Source organism: Streptococcus sanguinis, assembly GCF_050220005.1.
Taxonomy (GTDB): Bacteria; Bacillota; Bacilli; order Lactobacillales; family Streptococcaceae; genus Streptococcus; species Streptococcus sanguinis_Z.
In genome coordinates this window covers 1,488,664-1,506,776 of the sequence record NZ_CP071413.1, presented here as the reverse complement: position 1 = coordinate 1,506,776, position 18,113 = coordinate 1,488,664, and the positions used below count along the sequence as shown (strand labels likewise).

Genomic DNA, 18,113 nt, shown 5'->3' with positions numbered 1-18,113 from the left:
ACTCCAATATTTATATCGAAAATCTCTCGGTTATTAATACATATTTAAAATCAAAGCGCAATAGTATTGATTTTAAGAAATATGGCTCAATAATTGAGTCATTTTTTTATTACAGTTTCGTTAATACTCTTTTGATCAGCTTTCCCTTTTCTTATAATAAAGATGCAGATTTCTGGAAAGGAGGAAAAATGGTCAGAAGGAGTTCTAAAAAATTAACGAAGAAGCAAGAGCGTATTCGTAATGCCTTTGAATCCGAGAGAACTGTAGAGGTGATTCCGGCAGTCGTGCAGAATGTTAGCTCAGGACAGCAAAAGACTCGTGTTGCAGCGTATTGCCGGGTGAGCACCTTTGATGAATCCCAATCAGGCAGTTTTGAATTGCAAAAACAAACTTACCTGGAACGGATTCAGAATACTCCGAATTGGGAGCTGGCTGGTATTTATGCTGATCAGGGGGCATCTGGTACTACCATTAAACATCGTGAGCAGTTTCAAAAAATGCTTGAAGACTGTAGGCAAGGAAAAATCGATTTGATACTGGTAAAGAGTATCAGTCGATTTGCCAGGAACCAGCTTGACTTCATCAGCATCTATCGGGAGCTGAAAGCTTTACCCCATCCAGTAGGTATTTTAATAGAGGACATTAATCTAAACACGCTGGATACCAAAGGTGAGTTGGTGCTGGGTGTCATGTCTATCGTGGCTCAAGGCGAGAGTGAACAGAAGAGTGCTTCTATTACCTGGTCGATTATTGAGCGTTTCAAGCGTGGTATCCCTATTATCCCTACGCATAATCTGCTTGGCTATACCAAGGACAAGTACGGCCAAATCGTGATTGATGATTCGGAAGCCAAAGTAGTAAGGTATATTTATGATTCCTACATGAATGGCAGGACTGCGCATGAGATTGCTGATGCGTTAATGGAACATCATATTCCAACGGTCACTGGACTTGAAAACTGGTCTACCCTTGCTGTTAATAACATCCTTAGGAATGAGAAGTATAAGGGTGAGATTATCATGCAGAAGACCTATACGGTAGACTGCTTTAGTCATAAGACGAGGAAGAATAATGGTGAGCGTCCGAAATACCGACTGAGAAATGGAATTCCTTCAATTATATCTGACTGGAGTTTGGTTCAAGAGCTGCTCTCTCAACCGAGAAGAAGAACGAAATCTGCAAAAGTAGCTCTTGTACCAAAACTCTATGTAAAAAGGGTGAAGTCAGGTATATTGAAGGATTTTATTGTACTCGATTCTTCTTGGAAGAAGAAGGAGATTCAAACTGTATTTAAAGGAGAAAAGCCATGAGATTTTCAGACTACGATTTACAAGTTATTACCATTGAGAAAACTGCTAGTGATTACAGCATGACTGTCAATAAGAATTTCGTAACATTCAGCAAGGCCATAGCTGCTGAGCTGAACTATCCTAGTCATGTCATTGTGGCATTTAACAAAGACACAAAAGTCATGGGGATTCAGGTATGCCATGCTAATACCAAGGGGTCTTATGAGTTCTGCAAGTCAAAAAAGATTAGAAAAGGTGTGGTTCAGATGATGAATAAGAATCTGAAAGAGGCTCTCTTTACCATTATGCCAGACTGGGAGAGTGGGAAACGCTATAAAGTACCAGGTATATACATTGCTGAGGATAGGGCCTTTGTCTTTGAGTTGAAAGGCTATGAGGTTCTTAAACCTTATCGCAAAAAAGGTTGATTCTTACTAGGTTTATGGTAGAGTTGATATTGGCTCTACCTTTTTTATATAAAACTATCAATTAAAGTCTAATCGATTACTAAAAATGGTATTACTTTAGCTAAGTCTAGAGCTTGGATTTTTTTAATAGAACTCAATTTCAGTTTGATTGGTAATAGTTTCGTGGTATAATAGCTTCAATTAAGAAGTCTTAGGAGATAGTGGTATGAGAAATGACATTCAGCCCAATTTACAAACAATAAAGGAGTATTTCACAAAGTCAGAATTTTATATTCCGACCTATCAACGTCCATATGCTTGGCAGGTGGCACAATGTGAACAGCTGATTGAAGATATTAACGTACATATGGAAAATTTTGATGATTCTGTTCAAGATAATTATTTTTTTGGAGCGATACTAATCGCTCAAGAGTCAGGTGAGGAGCATGAGGTTGCTCTGATTGATGGTCAACAAAGAACTACAACGTTTATGCTGTTATTAAAGGCATTGCTTTTGAAAATAGAGAATGAGCTAATTGTCCAACCATCAACGGATGCCGATGGAAAAAGAATCATCAAGCGGTTGAACGGACTTAAGGAACAGATTTCAGTTATGTTGTTCAATTTATCTGAAGATGAAAAGGATGATTTTGTTGAGGGAGTTTATTTCCCTACTAAGGATAAGATTAAATATTTTAACGATTCGATTTCTGAGAAGTATGCAAATGATATGAATGTTGTACTTCTTGGGAACGATTTCGATAGTATCAAGAATTCAGCTTTCCAAATATATCGTCGACAGAAAGATAATAGGTATACCAATTTTTTCAAAAATTTCCGTTATTTTTATAACTGGTGTAGTAATCTTAGTGTACTTAGTTGTATAAATTTTGCAAATCATTTTATTAACAGCTGTCAGGTAATTACGATTACTAGCTATAATACTGATCAGGCTATAAACATCTTTAACTCCTTGAATGGTACAGGAGTTCCTTTGACACCAATTGAAGTAATTGTGTCTAAAACCACCGCGAACGCAAAAGATAGAAAAATTTTTGAAAGTAATTGGCAAAATATTGTTGCTAGAACGGATGTATCACGGCTGGACTTAAATACACTTATTACTCATTATATCTTTGTGAAACTTTCTGAACAAAATGGTTCTGATCGAAGAAATCCTGGGATTCGTGCTTTCTTTGCTAAGAATAAGGAGCTTTTAAATCGAGATACATTATTCACTAGTGAGCTAGAAAAAATACTAACAAACTTTGATATTTTTTCTGAATCTATGCTAGGTCAAGTTATTAGCAGACTCAATGGCAATTTGAAGCCGTTTGTTAGTAGCTACTTATTTTATCGAAATGATATCAGCTATCTTGAAGAGTTGTTAAAACTTGGACTTCTCATTGAACTTTCAGAACTCTCGTATAGCCATAGACTGTTTAAAGGGTTTCTTGAAGAAATAAATTTGAAGTATAGTCAAGTTACAACAATTGCTACTCAGGATTTAATTTCTAATATAAAAGACCATATTGAAAATAATTTTGATTATAATAGCATCAGACAGACTCTATCCGAAAGTGGGGTTCCGAATTCGATTCTTTATGTGAATGAGTATCTTTACGCTCTTGAACAGGGCAAAGAATATAATCTTGAGGGCGGTATTGATATTGAACATATTATGCCTCAAAGTGGTTTAAACAGGGAAAACATAATGGCGGATGCTGGTTTTTCTAGTCAAGAAGAATTTCAAGAATATGCTGAAAAACTCGGAAATAAGATTCTTCTCGAATCGGTTATTAATAGAGGTATAGGGGATGCATGGTTTAGAACTAAAAAGGAGAATAATATAACGAGTGGCCGAGGCTACATTGGCAGCAGGTTTCCAATTGCTCATTCACTTGTAAACTATGATAGTGATACTTGGACGAAAAATGATATTGATAAAGCCACAGAGAAAGCTGCAGAACGAATTGCAAATTTTGTATTCAGTAAATAGTTCACATTTTATATTTCGATAATATAACAGCTCAGCACAATTATTGTGCTGAGCTATTTTATATGTGTTACTGTTTTTTGATAACTATACTTCCTGATTAACCTTCCATCATTTATTGTTTCTATATTAAATACAAAGTAATGATCTCGATTGTCTATTGAATTCTCTTTATTTAACTTAAAAAAATTCTTCATGGATTTTGCCATGGTTAGCATGATGTCATCAGTAAGAAAAGTAAGCGGAGTATTTAAAGCAGAATAGCGATAAAAGTCAGTTTCAAATTTTCTGTAGCTTTCACTGAAGTAATCCATCTGCAATTCGTTTCTATTAGATTCAAGCTGTTTCATTCTCAAATTCCTCAACTAATTCTATAGTAAGTATATCAGCTAATTTTAGAGGTACATACCCTTCCGTGCTCTTTAAGAGTATTCTTTCATTATTAACTGTTGAGACAGTACCAAAATAAGATATAGTTTGTTCTAAGTATTTGCTGCGGATACAACTAGTTAGTTGATTTACATAAAGCTGGTTCAATAAAAGTAATTTTTCTTCAAAAGACAATTCGAACTTGAAAGGAGCCTTGTTGCTATCCTCTTTCAAGGCAGAAGTATGTTCAGACAAGAAAAATCCCATCCATTTTGCCATTTTTCTATCATGATATTGTCGGGCATCTGGAAAGGGTAAATAAGAGCGGTCAATCATTTTAATCCCTCCAATCCACCAGCAGAGTGGCCACCAATTAATTTACTACGAGCAATGCTTCGAGAGCTTTCTAGAAGAGAAGTAGCTTTTTGGATTGCTAGGAATCCAAATTCGTTTCGAATACTATCAATGGATTGTTGAAGTTTGTCTTCTTTTTCAATACTCTCATAATCATCGAATAGTGAAAGTAGGCTAAATGATTCATCCACAAAATCATCATATCTCACCCCAATTTGTCTAACTGCCCCTCTTGAGTATTTACTACGAAAGAGAGATAGGACCGTTTCTGTTAGTATTTTTGTGTTATTAGTTGGCTCTATTTTTCGCTGAGTGCTAATTGGTTTTTTATTTTCGATACGAGAATATCCCACAAATATAGAAACAGTGCTAGCTTTTTTATGAGCCTTTCGTAACCTAATTGATACTTGTTCAGCCATCTCGCTTAAGACAATCTCTATATCACGTTGTTGTATATAATCCTTTGGTAGAACTTGTGAATTTCCAAGCCCCTTAGATTTTGGCTTATACGCTATATGAACATTACTTTCATCAACTCCATTTGCGTGAAACCAATGCTGAAGTCCGATAACACCGAATTCTTTTTTTAAAATGGCAGGATCACAATTCGCCAATTCTTTGATTGAAGTAATGCCTAATTTGATCAATCTTTTTTCTGTTCTTGAACCAATCCCCCAGAAATCAGTCATTTTGGGAATAGACCAGACTTTTGTTTCGACATCTTCATAAGACCAATTTGCTCTCATAGTTCGAGTCTTTTTTGCTTCGTTATCCAATGCTAGTTTTGCAAGTAGAGGATTAGCATTGCTCATGCCAACAGTCGAATAGAGACTTGTTTCTCTCCAAATATCGTGCTGAATTTTTGCTGAAATATTATCCAGTTTTTCTCTCCGAGTTAATGTATTTCCAGGAATAAAGTAATTGAGTGAGGATGTCAAGTCGATAAATCCTTCGTCAATTGAATAAGGTAGTATATCTTTGTGACTGGCATAATTTTGAAGGATATTTTGTATATTAATGTTTTTCTTTATGTATAAATCCATTCTAGGCGGAACAATTAAGGTTCTCTTTGCCCAATGTTCAATATAAAAGATATAGTCGTATGAGATTTTAATTCCTTTCTGCTTAGCATTCAGATAATTAAATTGCCTAGTTTTAATATCAAATGGTAAATCATAAGAACGACCTACATTGGATTTTCCAAATACTTTTTTAAACATAGGTGACGAAGCTAAAATAAGTCCTTCAGAATTATCCGCTCGACTCATAACACAGAGTGAAGTAGTTAGTGGGTTTAAACCTCTGTCAATACACTCAACGGAAGCATAGAATGATTTTATATCAAAGAAAGCTATGTCAGAATGAGGTTCTTTTGAATAGTCAATATAAGCCATAATTTACCTCGATTTCATACTTTCCAATTTTGCAATTAGAATATCTAGGTAATTGGTAATATCATATTCAAATAAAGTCAAAGAAATATAAATTCGATTATCACTTAGATAAATCATATCTGTATGTTTTTTGACCATAGTTATCCTCCGATCACAGGCATAAAATGCCCAACAACCAAGCCAACAATTCTTGGTTCGTCCTCAAATGGGATAAAACGATCTGAATACTTTTTATTTAATGAAACCATCCTAAAACCATTTTCTTCCCGATATAGTCGTTTTATATAAATAGACTCATTCCAGGAAAGAGCATAAACTGCCCCATCATAGTCAAAGCCAGTTGCTCGAATTAACGCAATTTCTCCATCTTCGTAGACAGGTTTCATTGAATCCCCCTGTATCCAGGCAGCGACATCATATCCGTATTGTTCCTCATCTGAAAAGACGGTTTCAGTTTCTTGTTCATCAAAGAATGCTTCACCTGCACCGGCTGAGAGAGCAATATCCGACAATACCTTAACAGCAAAAAGCTGAATAGTTTTCTTTTGTTCCTGTGACTGTAGCAAGTCTTCGACATATGTGTCAGCTTTTTGTTGATTCATAGGGTTCAGTTGAAGATAATGATTCATAATGTCATATTCAGACTCAAAATAAGTATCTGAGACCCCAAGGATAGAAGCAAGAGCTGAGAGATTTTTTTGGTTAGGTTTTGCTCGTCCAGATTCCCAACTGTTGTATGATGAGCGATTTATACGGATGATATCTGCTATTTCAGCTTGCGTCATTCCTTTTTCTATACGTTTTTGTTTTAGTCTTTTTCCCGAAAACATGATATAATACTCCTGTGTTGTTTTATAAAACAACACCATTGTATCAAAAAGAAATTTAGTTTTCAATCATTTTTATCAAAAAATATTTTATCTGAGTTTCGTTTACTATGAGTTTAAAAGGAAGTATATATAATATCATCCTATAAAACTTAAGAAATAATGTATTTTTTGATATACTGAATATATTGAAAAACGGATTAAGAAATTTCTTTTGTGATTTATATGGAACTACAACTCAAATTTGTAGAAAATTTATTAAAAAGGGAGATTGTTATGTCATTTAAAACTTTATTCCAAAATACATTTTATAATGAGCTTTTTGCTAAGATTAATTCGTATGTTTATAACTCTAGAGAATCCTTAAATCTATCCTCGTATTTAATTGATGACACCAAGTTTACCAAACTAGATGACTTCTCTATAAAGAGTTTCCATTCAAGTAATAAAAGTGGAGATTTTATTGTTTCGGATTTACTTGTAATTGGTTTTTTAAATATTGGAGGTCATAGCCAATTTGGCTATGAAAAAGAAAGTGCTGAAATTTGGCTTTCAGTAAAAGTGAAGTATTTATTGGCTGATGGTCTTCATCAATTCTCTGTTTTAAAGATCAAGCCTTATGTTCCTTCAAGTGAGAAGGGCCCTACTCCATATTTTTCAAAAGAATTTGTGCCCTATGTTAGCGCGAAGAATATGGATAAAATTGCTGAAGACATTTTAGAACAATATTATCCAGAAATGTTGCAAGCTCCTATGGCACTGCCCATCTATGATTTTGCAGGGAATATTGGAGTTGAGGTTGAAGAAGGTACTCTTTCCTCAGATGGCTCTATTTTTGGTGAGATGGTTTTTAAAGATAGTCTTGTGACTTTCTTTGATGGAGATCAAGAAAAAGAACGTACTGTGAAGGCCGGAACTGCTCTTGTTGACCCTCAGGTAAAAGGACTTCGGAATCAGGGAAGTTTTAATAATACCATTATTCATGAATGTGTTCACTGGCTTCTGCATCGTACTCACAATGAATACAAGAGTTTATTAGGAGCGAAAGATACCAAAATTTCTAGTCGTTTAAATCGCTCAGCTATCAAAGAAGATAAATGGAGTACTTATGACTGGATGGAGTGGCAGGCTAATGGCATTGCGGCGAGGATTTTGATGCCTAGAAAAACCACGAAAATGATGGTCCAAGAACTGTTTCTCAAATATTCATTAGTTTTTGATGAAGATGAACGGATCACTATGTTTGAACAGGTGATTGATGATTTAGCTCAATTCTTTCAAGTGTCTCGATGGGCTGTTAAGATTCGCATGATGCAACTTGGTTATACCGAATTTGAAGGCATCTACAAGTATGTGGGGCATGAATACATCAAGAGCTATACCTGTGAAGCGGATGCGATTCAGAACAATCAAACCTTTACCATCTCTTTTAACAATGCTTGTTTTTTGAACTTCAAGAATGAACGTTTTAGAGAGCTAATGGATTCGGGAAAATATGTTTATGTAGATTCTCATTTTTGCATAAACTCTGAGAAGTATGTTCGTATGGTAGAATATGGAGTTTATCAAATGACTGACTATGCATACTCTCACATGGATGAATGCTGTCTTATTTTTGATATCCACTATGCAGGCCGAAAAAGTATTAGTTATAAGGATTTCAACGATTATATTTTGTATCGTGGAAATTTGCCCGAACTAAAAATTGAGATTGATTTTTCAGAACATATCATTGAAGTCAACTCAATCCCAGAATACTCTGGTCATATTTTTTCTGAGATTCAGCGCATTATGGAATCTCTTCCGAATCATTTTTGTGGGACATTGCGTTTCCATCGAGACAGAAAAGATTGTTCGAGAGAACAATTGGAAGAATACAGTGGTGTCAGTGTTTCTACAATAGAAAGAATGGAAACAAAGCACGGAGAGAATGGGAAGTTGAAGAACATAATTGCTGTCTGTATCGGACTAAAGCTGTATCCAGATTTTAGCTTTGATTTGATAGGAAAGAGCACTCATAGCTTAAGCGATATGATTCCACATCATAGTGCTTATAAAATGATTCTCAGAAACTGTTATCATCTTTCAGTGGAAGAAGTGAATGAAAAGTTAAAATCCATGAATATAGAAACAATTTAAAAAATTTTATTTTTACCCCTCATTTTTTGAGGGGTCTTTTTTGCGTTTTAACAGTCTTTCTAGTTAAAGGTCTACCTACTAACCCCGCATTTTTCGGCTTAAAACCCCTCATTTTTTGCTCTGTTGACTTTCGCCAAATGGTTTTATACTAGTCTTGTGAGTCGGAGATGGCCATCGACAGTAACTCCAAAAAATGATGAAGGACGGATTTTTCCGAATGAAAACAGTGTTTATATGTTCACCCTACAGAGGGAATGTTGCAGAAAACGAAAAGAAGGCACTTGCTTATTCCAAGCAAGCTGCTAAGGCAGGTTATGTGCCCATCGCTCCGCATTTACTTTTGACACAGTTCTTAAATGACCGAAATCCCGATGAGCGAATTCAAGGGCTGACTATGGGACAGGAGCTTTTAAAACGATGTGATGAGATTTGGGTCTATGGTCCCAATATCTCTCAAGGTATGAAGTATGAGATTGAAACGGCGAAAGAGCTGGGAAAAACTTTCCGATTATTCCATGAGAATGGTCAGCCTATTAATCCACATACCATGGAAATTGATGACCGGGTAGAACCTTTATTTGCACTCCAATGCAGCGGACATAAGGTTCGCTATGCAGGAGAAAAAAATCCAAAAGTGACGACTGCTAAAGATTCTGTTTGGTCGAAGTTTCCAAGCATGTTCTTAGAATAAGAAAGGAAAAAGCTATGGCACAAATGAAAAAACTAGAAACCGTTATCTCCAACTTACGGATGCTGGCAGACAGTCTGGAAGAACTATGTGGTGCAGTCAACATTACAGATGAAGTATCTGTTAAAAAAACTGAAAAGGTTTCATCACCAACTATCTCCATTGAAGATATCCGCAAAGTCCTGGCTGAAAAATCTCGGGCAGGCAAGACAGAACAGGTACGAGAACTCCTTCAAAAGTATGGAGCAAACAAGCTCTCTGCGGTAGAAGAAAAGCGCTATTCTTCCCTTCTTGAAGATGCGAAAGGACTCTGATATGGCAGAAAAACAACACGCTCTATTATCAGCATCCTCCAGCCACCGCTGGCTGACGGTGCCGCCTCTTGCTCGCTTAGAGGAGTTCTTTGAACACAAGACTAATCCTGCAGCAGAAGAGGGGACACTGGCCCATGCTCTAGCTGAGTATAAGCTGAAAAGTGCACTTCGGATAGAAGCAGAAGAACCTGAAGGTGAATTGACGCTTGAGATGGAACAAGCCACGGAAGATTATGTTGCCTTCATCATAGATGAGTTTGAACAACTGAAACAAGGTACCAGTGATCCAATTGTTCTTATTGAGCAGAAAGTTGACTTTTCGCGCTATGTTCCAGAAGGATTTGGGACGGCTGACTGTGTCATTGTGGTAGACAGCACCCTGCATGTTGTGGACTTCAAGTATGGCAAAGGGGTGCTGGTCGAAGCCGAGAACAACCCGCAGATGAAGCTCTATGCCCTGGGAGCCTTGGAGTTCTACGATGCTCTCTATGATATTGAAGAAGTCAAGATGACCATTTTTCAGCCACGAAAAGGGAATATCTCAACGGCTATTTTACAACGAGAAGATTTGCTAGAGTGGGCTGAGACGGAGCTGAAACCTAAGGCTGAACTGGCCTTTAAAGGCGAAGGGGAAGTCACCTATGGCCCCTGGTGTCAGTTCTCACCATGTAATGCTGTTCTTCGGGCACGGATGGATTATCATAAAGAGCTTGAACAATTCCAACTGGCTTCTCCTCATCTTTTGACGGATGGCGAGATTGAAGAAATTCTTCTTCATGTGGATGACCTGGTCAAATGGGCGACAGAGGTGAAAGACTATGCGACAAAAGTAGCCATTAATTCTCATAAATCATGGAATGGGTTTAAGTTGGTTGAAGGTCGCTCTATTCGCCAGTTCACTAACGAAGATGAAGTAGCTAAACTTGCAGAAGCAGAAGGCTTCACCAATATCTATAAACAAAGTCTGGTTTCTCTGACTGAACTCGAGAAACGGATGGGAAAGAAAGAATTTAATCGAGTGTTAGGTCACTTGGTTCGCAAACCTCAGGGCAAGCTGACCCTTGTTCCTGAAAGTGATAAACGAAAAGAATACATTCCAGCAGCAGCTGAATTTGGAGGAAACTAATATGTCAAAAGAAACAAAAGTCATTGTTCCTGGTCGCCTGTCCTATGCCAATGTATGGGAACCGCAATCTATCAACGGTTCAGAACCGAAATATTCTGTATCGGTTATTATTCCAAAGAGTGATAAGGCCACCATTCAGAAAATCCAACAAGCCGTAGAGCAGGCCAAACAAGAAGCTATCTCAAAATTTGGCGGGAAGATTCCAGCCAATCTGAAACTGCCACTCCGAGACGGAGACATTGACCGGCCGGATGATGAGGCCTATGCCAATAGTTATTTTATCAACTGTAATTCCAAACAAAAACCCCAGGTCGTAGACCAGCAAGTACAGCCAATCCTGGATCAGACAGAAGTCTATTCAGGCTGTTATGGCCGAGTGTCTGTGACCTTCTATGGATTTAATTCCAATGGCAATCGTGGGGTGGCAGCTGGTCTTGGCAACATTCAAAAATTGAAAGACGGAGAGCCGCTAGGTGGTCGAGTTCGAGCAGAAGATGAATTCGGAACCGTTGATGATGACGACTTTCTAGCCTGAGGTGGGTCTCCACCTCTTTACCTATTGGAGGACGGATGAAAACTCTAAGCATTGATATTGAAACTTATTCAGATGTAGACTTAACAAAATGCGGAGTCTATCGCTATGTGGACAGTCTAGCCTTTGAGATTTTGCTCTTTGCCTATAAGGAGGACGAAAACGAAACGCAGGTGGTAGACTTAGCTCAGGGAGAGCAGATTCCTGAAGAGATTCGTTTAGCTCTATTAGATGATGCCATTATAAAAACGGCCTTCAACGCCAACTTTGAGAGGGTCTGTCTTTCCAAGCTTCTAGGAGAGCATCTTTCAGCTAATTCCTGGTCCTGTACGGCAGTGCTTGCAGCAAGTCTAGGCCTACCATTATCCCTTGAAGGAGTGGGCCGAGTTCTCAACATAGAAGAACAAAAGATGAAAGAGGGAAGCAGGCTTATTCGGTATTTCTGTCTGCCCTGTAAAGCAACGAAAGCCAATGGTATGCGCGAGCGAAACTTTCCTCATCACGCACCAGAGGACTGGGAACTGTTTAAAAGCTATTGCAAGCGAGATGTAGAGGTGGAACAAGCCATTCGAGTTCGTTTAAGAAACTATCCCTTGCTTGAGAGTGAGCAGTTTTTCTATCAGCTGGATCAAGAAATCAATGACCGAGGAATAGAGGTAGACCAGCAGTTGGTTGAACAGGCCATTCTTTGTGACCTCTCTTATAAGGAGCAAGTGACGAAGCGTGCCTATGAGCTAAGTGGCCTAGAAAATCCTAACTCTGTCTCTCAACTGAAAGGCTGGTTAGAAGAACAAGGAGTCTTCATGGACTCGCTGGGAAAGAAAGAGGTAGCGAAACATCTCAAAGAAGCAGATGGAGAAGTGCTTGAAATGTTAAAGCTACGTCTCTTGATGTCCAAGACCTCCGTCAAGAAATACCAGGCTATCGAACGCTGTGTTTGCTCTGACGGTCGGGTACACGGTCTCCTGCAATTCTATGGGGCAAACCGTACCGGCCGCTGGGCTGGACGGTTAGTCCAGGTACAAAATCTCCCTCAGAACAAACTCAAGGATTTGTCCCTTGCTAGAACGCTTGTCAAAGAAGGGCAGTTTGAAACCTTGGATACTCTCTATGAGAATGTCCCGGGTGTCCTTTCTGAACTCATCCGGACTGCCTTTGTCCCTAAAGCAGGTCATCAGTTTATCGTCGCTGACTTTGCGGCGATTGAAGCTCGGGTATTGGCTTGGCTATCTGGAGAATCTTGGCGGTTAGATGTTTTTGAACAGGGCGAGGATATCTATTGCGCATCTGCGTCTTCTATGTTTGGAGTACCGGTTGAGAAACACGGTGTTAATAGCCACCTTCGTCAAAAAGGTAAGATTGCGGAGCTGGCTCTTGGCTATGGTGGTTCAGTTGGTGCTTTAACCGCTATGGGAGCACTGGATATGGGACTGGAAGAAGAGGAGTTGCAGCCGCTCGTCAATCAGTGGCGGTCAGCCAATCCACATATTGTCGCTTTTTGGTGGGAGATAGATAAGGTCGCAAAGCAGGTATACGAAACAAGAGAACCGAAGAAGATTAAGAATCTAGTCATTAGTTATCAATCGGGAATGCTCTTTATTACGTTGCCTTCAGGTCGTAAATTAGCCTATGTTAAACCTCGCATGGGAATGAACGCATTCGGCAAGCCCGGCTTGACCTATGAAGGGATTGGAGAGAGTAAGAAATGGACAAGGCTTGAGACCTATGGACCAAAGTTAGTGGAAAATATTGTTCAGGGTATCGCCCGAGATTTATTGGCCTATGGCATGATACAGCTCAAGCAAAAGGGATTAGCTATTGTTCTTCATGTGCATGATGAAGCGGTGGTAGAAGTGAGAGAAGAGAGTGTGGCAAAAGTCTGCCAGCTACTTGCCACAAAGCCGGACTGGGCCGAAAGTCTGCCTTTACGAGCAGACGGCTATGCCTGTGAATTTTATAAGAAAGATTAAGGAGGAACGAATGGAACTTGCCATTTCATTAGGAAACAAACGAACCGATAAGATTTGGACACAAACCAGTTATAGCTTGGAGCAGTTTGAAGCCCGCATTTCAACAACTATTCGAACGGCTGAAACGGTAGCGGAATATAAGAAATTTGCTAAATCAAAGCAAGATAATATTAAAGATGTCGGTGGCTTTGTTTTAGGAAAGCTAGCCAAAGGAAGACGAAAGAAAGATGCGGTATTATCTCGCTCGGCTTTGACTCTGGATATGGACTTTGCGACACCAGGCATTATAGATGAAGTAGAACTATTCTTTTCTTTTTTTGCCTATTTCTATTCAACGCATAAACATACCAAAGAGCATCCGAGGCTGCGTTTGATACTCCCCTTATCTCGGGAAGTATCGGCTGATGAATACCAGGCTGTTGCCAGAAAAGTAGCTGAAGGCATTGGTATGGAGTTGTTTGATGATACGACCTATGAACCGAGTCGACTCATGTATTGGCCTTCAACCTCGCAAGACGGAGAGTTTGTCTTCAAAAAATTAGAGGGTGACTTCCTCAATCCAGATACGGTTTTAGCACGCTATCAAAACTGGAAAGATACGACTGAGTGGCCTGTATCCAGCCGGCAGAATAAACTGCTGGAGCGAGCCATGGCCAAGCAAGCAGACCCACTAGAAAAGACAGGCTTGATTGGGGCCTTCAATCGCACTTATACAATTACTGAGGCAGTCCAAACCTTTCTTTCAGCAGTTTATCAGCCTTCCAGCATCCCAGGGCGCTTTGACTATGTCCATGCGACAACGAGTGCTGGCCTGGTTATCTATGATGATAAGTTTGCTTATAGCCACCATGCGACCGACCCTTATGGTCACAGGCTTTTATCGGCTTTTGACCTGGTTCGCCTGCATCTCTTTGGTGATCAGGATGATGAGGAAAAGAAAGACTCAGCTAAGCAACCGTCTTATAAGGCTATGCAGGATTATGTCCTAAAAGATGATGCGACCAGGGAAACACTGGCAAAAGAGCGCTTAGCAGATGCGACTTTGGAATTCGCTGATACGGAGAATTGGCAGGCGAGCTTAGAGCTGGATAAGACTGGCCGTGTTAAGGATACCTTATCCAACATTGCGACCATTCTCCACTTTGACCCTAACCTTCAAAATATTGTCTACAATGAATTTAAGAATGTCATTGATGTGATTGGTGAGCTCCCTTGGAGACGGTCACGCCCAGGCTGGAATGATTCGGACTTAGCTAATGCCAAACTCTACTTTGAGCGTGTCTATGGTATTTGGTCACCAACCAAGTTCAAGGATGCTCTTTTAGCTGTGGTGACTTCTTACCGGATCTACCATCCCATTAAGGAATACCTAGAACCTTTGGTTTGGGATGGGGTTGAGCGTATTGATTCGCTCCTTATCGTTTACCTTGGTGCAAAGGACACAGCTTATACACGAGCAGTCATGAGAAAAACCATGGTGGCTGCGATAGCAAGAATTTACGAACCAGGAATTAAATTTGATTCTATTCTTGTACTAAATGGACCGCAGGGGATAGGAAAATCAACCTTCTTTCTCAAGCTAGGCAAAGATTGGTTCTCGGATTCTCTGGCGATTTCAGACATGCGGGATAAGACTGCAGCAGAAAAGCTGCAAGGCTATTGGATTCTTGAGATTTCCGAGATGACTGGAATCCGAAAAACAGATGTGGAGACTGTCAAATCCTTTATATCTCGCCAGGATGATAAGTTCCGTCAAGCCTATGGGGTGAATGTCGAAAGTCACCCACGCACTTGTATTATTGTGGGTTCAACCAATTCAGAAGGTGGCTTCTTGCGAGATGTGACTGGGAACCGTCGCTTTTGGCCGATTCGAGTGTCCGATGCCAGTCAGTTAAAGCCTTGGGAGCTAGTCGATGTAGACCAATTGTGGGCAGAAGCCAAGGTCTATTATGAAGCAGGAGAGGAATTGTTTCTAAAAGGAAAAGCAGAAAATGAAGCGAATAAAGAGCGACAGGAAGCGATGGAATCGGATGACCGAGAAGGCATTGTGGCTGAGTATCTGGATACTTTATTGCCAGATAACTGGTCCAAGATGGACTTATATGAGCGCCGGACTTTCTTGGCTGGGAGTGACTTTGGCAGTCAGACTTTGAAGGGAACTGAGCAACGTGAGCGGGTCTGCATTATGGAAATTTGGTGTGAGTGCTTTGGCAAGGAACGGCAGAATATCAAAAAGGCTGATTCCTATGAGATTGAAGGGATTCTAAATAAAATCGGTGGCTGGAATAAGTACACTGGAAACACGACTGGTAAGATGAAATTTTCCCTGTATGGTACTCAGCGCGCTTTTGTCCGGGTGCCGTAAGGCAACTTGGAAAGCCTTAGTTGGTTTCCAAAGGTTTTCGATTTTACCTTTTAGCAACCAAATGGGAAACTGCTCAAAGCTATTGCCAATAGTGGTTTCTCTAGTACTAGTTTCCTTAGTTGCCTATCTTTTCTAAGAGAGTAGTGTTACTACTATTAAAATAGGGGTAATGGGCACCCGTACGCGCGTAAGGAGTTTGAACCCTTTTGGCAACCCCTATCGGAAACCCTGGGAGGAAAAGAAATGCGAGAAAGAGAAATTGAAGAAAAACTGAGAGTAGAAAGTCAGAAGCGAGGTGGCCTTGCCATGAAGTTTGTCTCGCCCGGCTTGATAGGAGTGCCTGATCGAATCGTGGTTTTACCTCAAGGCAGGCTTGGATTTGTGGAGTTAAAAGCCCCAGGAGAAAAGCCTAGAAAGATTCAGGTCAGGCGCATGGAGCAGTTAAGAAAGCTAGGTTTTCTGGTTTATGTGTTGGACGATAAAGGAAAGATTGGAGAAATACTGGATGACATACAAGGCATATCCTTATCAAGAGGTGGCGACTCGATTCATTGAGGAGCATGAGACAGCTTGTTTGATTCTTGATATGGGATTAGGAAAGACCGTGATTACCTTAACGGCATTGTGGAATTTGATATTGGATTCATTTGAGGTCAGAAAAGTCTTGGTCATTGCCCCGCTTCGAGTAGCCAGTCATACTTGGAAGAATGAGCTGGATAAGTGGGAACATTTAAAGGGGCTAGATATTTCCATTGCCATTGGCAGTGAATCAGAACGGAGAGCAGCTTTATCACGTGCAGCCTTTATCTATACGATTAACCGAGAAAATGTTGTCTGGTTGATTCAGAATCAACTCTTTGATTTTGATATGGTGGTGATTGATGAACTCTCTAGCTTTAAGTCTTATCAGGCTAAACGCTTCAAGGCTCTTAGGAAAGTTCGATTTAGAATCAAGCGCATGGTTGGGCTGACGGGAACTCCTGGAAACATCATGGACCTATTTTCTGAGATTGGCATTTTAGATGGCGGACAGCGCCTGGGACGCTTCATCACAGCTTTTCGCAATCAGTATTTTGACCCCGACAAACGAAACGGTCAGGTTATCTTTTCTTATAAGCCAAAGGATGGCGCGGAAGAAGCCATCTACGATAAGATAGCAGACATGACTATTTCCATGAAAGCAGTGGATTATCTTAATATGCCAGAGCGAGTGGATAATGAAGTCCTTGTTGAGATGTCGGAGCAAGAGCTGGCTGTTTATAAGGAGTTTAAAGCAGAAATGGTGGTTTCACTTAAAGGACAGGTGCTGGATGCCGTAAACAGTGCTAGCCTTTCGAATAAATTACTGCAGATGGCCAATGGCATGATTTATGATGAGAATCGGGATACTGTACTCTTGCATGATCAGAAGTTAGTGGCTCTGGAAGAAATGGTGGAGAGTATGAATGGCCGGCCTTTGTTAGTCGCTTATTGGTTCCAGCATGATTTGAAACGCATCAAGGAACGCTTTCCAGAAGCTAGAGTGATTCAAAGCAATCAGGATATTGAGGAATGGAACAAGGGAAAGATTCCCCTTGGCTTGATTCACCCAGCAAGCAGCGGTCATGGGCTTAATCTTCAAGCCGGCGGCCATACCATTTGTTGGTTTGGCTTAACTTGGTCTTTGGAGCTGTACCAGCAACTTAATGCCAGGCTCTGGCGTCAAGGGCAGAAAGAAACGGTGGTTGTTCACCACATCATTACGAAGAATACCATAGACGAACAAGTCATGAAACGATTGAAAGAAAAGGACATCTCTCAGCAATCCCTGATTGATGCCGTCAAATATGAATTGAGAGAGGAGGAAGCGGATGGATAAAATAGAGAGCCTTTTCTATGATTACAAGAACATGGAAAAGGAGATGAAGCTCTTACGCAGCCAGTTGGACCAGTTTGTCGGCATCTCAGAAAACGAGATGCTGGACATCATGGTCTATGGTCGGTCTGATGAACCAAAGGTACAAACCAGTAAGAATCCCTATCGCAGTGAGGTCATTGCTCTGTCCTACAAGGAAGAAACAGAAAAAGCCAATCGGGAGCTTTATCAATATTTATCAAAGCGCTACTGCCGTTTAGTTCAGGAATTGCATTTCTTTGAAGTAGCTGTCAGTCAGCTTCCGGATGATTTAGCAGAATTTGTGACGGATTTAGTTATTGAGTCAGAAAGCTGGGACAACCTTATGGTCAAGTACCATATCAGCCGGAGTACTATTAGTAGGTGGAAGCAGAAGGCTGTTAAGGAACTCCGTTTGATTTATGCTATCAGAAACCAGCAATTAGAAGATTTTTTACTTAGTTAGAGGA

General features: G+C 39.9%; 17 protein-coding genes. 13 read left to right on the top strand and 4 right to left on the bottom strand.

Annotated elements, in window-relative coordinates; all coding sequences use genetic code 11:
• Positions 1-188 precede the first annotated feature (188 nt).
• The 3 genes from J1C86_RS07345 (at position 189) to J1C86_RS07335 (ending at position 3,695) form a co-directional block, all read left to right on the top strand.
• Positions 189-1,310, top strand: coding sequence for a recombinase family protein (locus J1C86_RS07345; RefSeq protein WP_125409703.1), 1,122 nt, complete (start codon positions 189-191; stop codon positions 1,308-1,310).
• Entirely contained in the window at positions 1,307-1,717 is a 411-nt protein-coding gene (locus tag J1C86_RS07340; protein WP_125409702.1) for a hypothetical protein, read from the top strand. The genes J1C86_RS07345 and J1C86_RS07340 overlap by 4 nt, the downstream gene beginning before the upstream one ends.
• 205 nt (positions 1,718-1,922) lie before the next feature.
• Entirely contained in the window at positions 1,923-3,695 is a 1,773-nt protein-coding gene (locus tag J1C86_RS07335; RefSeq protein ID WP_427150793.1) for a DUF262 domain-containing protein, read from the top strand.
• A gap of 53 nt (positions 3,696-3,748) precedes the next feature.
• Here the strand turns inward: J1C86_RS07335 and J1C86_RS07330 are convergent, their stop codons facing one another.
• The 4 genes from J1C86_RS07330 to J1C86_RS07315 all read right to left on the bottom strand — a co-directional run bounded on the left by J1C86_RS07330 (position 3,749) and on the right by J1C86_RS07315 (position 6,639).
• Positions 3,749-4,042, bottom strand: coding sequence for a DUF5960 family protein (locus J1C86_RS07330; RefSeq protein WP_002904853.1), 294 nt, complete (start codon positions 4,040-4,042; stop codon positions 3,749-3,751).
• Positions 4,029-4,397 carry a hypothetical protein gene (locus J1C86_RS07325; RefSeq protein ID WP_125409721.1) on the bottom strand — a complete coding sequence of 123 codons (369 nt, stop codon included), beginning with the start codon at positions 4,395-4,397 and terminating at the stop codon, positions 4,029-4,031. The genes J1C86_RS07330 and J1C86_RS07325 overlap by 14 nt, the downstream gene beginning before the upstream one ends.
• Complete coding sequence (locus J1C86_RS07320; protein ID WP_427150792.1) at positions 4,394-5,809, bottom strand: Y-family DNA polymerase; 1,416 nt, start codon at positions 5,807-5,809, stop codon at positions 4,394-4,396. The genes J1C86_RS07325 and J1C86_RS07320 overlap by 4 nt, the downstream gene beginning before the upstream one ends.
• A gap of 140 nt (positions 5,810-5,949) precedes the next feature.
• Entirely contained in the window at positions 5,950-6,639 is a 690-nt protein-coding gene (locus tag J1C86_RS07315; RefSeq protein ID WP_185757539.1) for a LexA family transcriptional regulator, read from the bottom strand.
• A gap of 273 nt (positions 6,640-6,912) precedes the next feature.
• Between J1C86_RS07315 and J1C86_RS07310 the strand changes: the two genes are divergently transcribed.
• The 10 genes from J1C86_RS07310 to J1C86_RS07265 all read left to right on the top strand — a co-directional run bounded on the left by J1C86_RS07310 (position 6,913) and on the right by J1C86_RS07265 (position 18,109).
• Positions 6,913-8,775 (top strand): ImmA/IrrE family metallo-endopeptidase, encoded by a 1,863-nt coding sequence (locus J1C86_RS07310; RefSeq protein WP_427150791.1) that lies wholly within the window; start codon positions 6,913-6,915, stop codon positions 8,773-8,775.
• 217 nt (positions 8,776-8,992) lie between these two features.
• Positions 8,993-9,466 (top strand): DUF4406 domain-containing protein, encoded by a 474-nt coding sequence (locus J1C86_RS07305; RefSeq protein ID WP_260468055.1) that lies wholly within the window; start codon positions 8,993-8,995, stop codon positions 9,464-9,466.
• Positions 9,467-9,480: 14 nt separating this feature from the next.
• Complete coding sequence (locus J1C86_RS07300; protein WP_002904839.1) at positions 9,481-9,777, top strand: hypothetical protein; 297 nt, start codon at positions 9,481-9,483, stop codon at positions 9,775-9,777.
• Positions 9,761-10,903 (top strand): DUF2800 domain-containing protein, encoded by a 1,143-nt coding sequence (locus tag J1C86_RS07295; RefSeq protein WP_004186313.1) that lies wholly within the window; start codon positions 9,761-9,763, stop codon positions 10,901-10,903. The genes J1C86_RS07300 and J1C86_RS07295 overlap by 17 nt, the downstream gene beginning before the upstream one ends.
• Before the next feature lies 1 nt (position 10,904).
• A complete protein-coding gene (locus tag J1C86_RS07290) occupies positions 10,905-11,438 on the top strand; it encodes a DUF2815 family protein (protein ID WP_000032506.1) in 534 nt (177 codons plus the stop codon).
• A 35-nt stretch (positions 11,439-11,473) separates the two neighbouring features.
• The gene (locus J1C86_RS07285; protein ID WP_125409638.1) at positions 11,474-13,405 is read left to right on the top strand and encodes a DNA polymerase; all 1,932 of its coding nucleotides are present in this window, start codon (positions 11,474-11,476) and stop codon (positions 13,403-13,405) included.
• Between the two features lie 10 nt (positions 13,406-13,415).
• Entirely contained in the window at positions 13,416-15,770 is a 2,355-nt protein-coding gene (locus J1C86_RS07280; RefSeq protein WP_032911916.1) for a virulence-associated E family protein, read from the top strand.
• Between the two features lie 243 nt (positions 15,771-16,013).
• Positions 16,014-16,325 carry a VRR-NUC domain-containing protein gene (locus tag J1C86_RS07275; RefSeq protein ID WP_002904828.1) on the top strand — a complete coding sequence of 104 codons (312 nt, stop codon included), beginning with the start codon at positions 16,014-16,016 and terminating at the stop codon, positions 16,323-16,325.
• On the top strand, positions 16,276-17,628 hold the full coding sequence (locus J1C86_RS07270) for a DEAD/DEAH box helicase (protein WP_002904826.1): 1,353 nt from the start codon (positions 16,276-16,278) through the stop codon (positions 17,626-17,628). Before J1C86_RS07275 ends, J1C86_RS07270 begins: the two co-directional genes overlap by 50 nt.
• Positions 17,621-18,109, top strand: coding sequence for a hypothetical protein (locus J1C86_RS07265; RefSeq protein ID WP_002904824.1), 489 nt, complete (start codon positions 17,621-17,623; stop codon positions 18,107-18,109). Before J1C86_RS07270 ends, J1C86_RS07265 begins: the two co-directional genes overlap by 8 nt.
• Positions 18,110-18,113 lie beyond the last annotated feature (4 nt).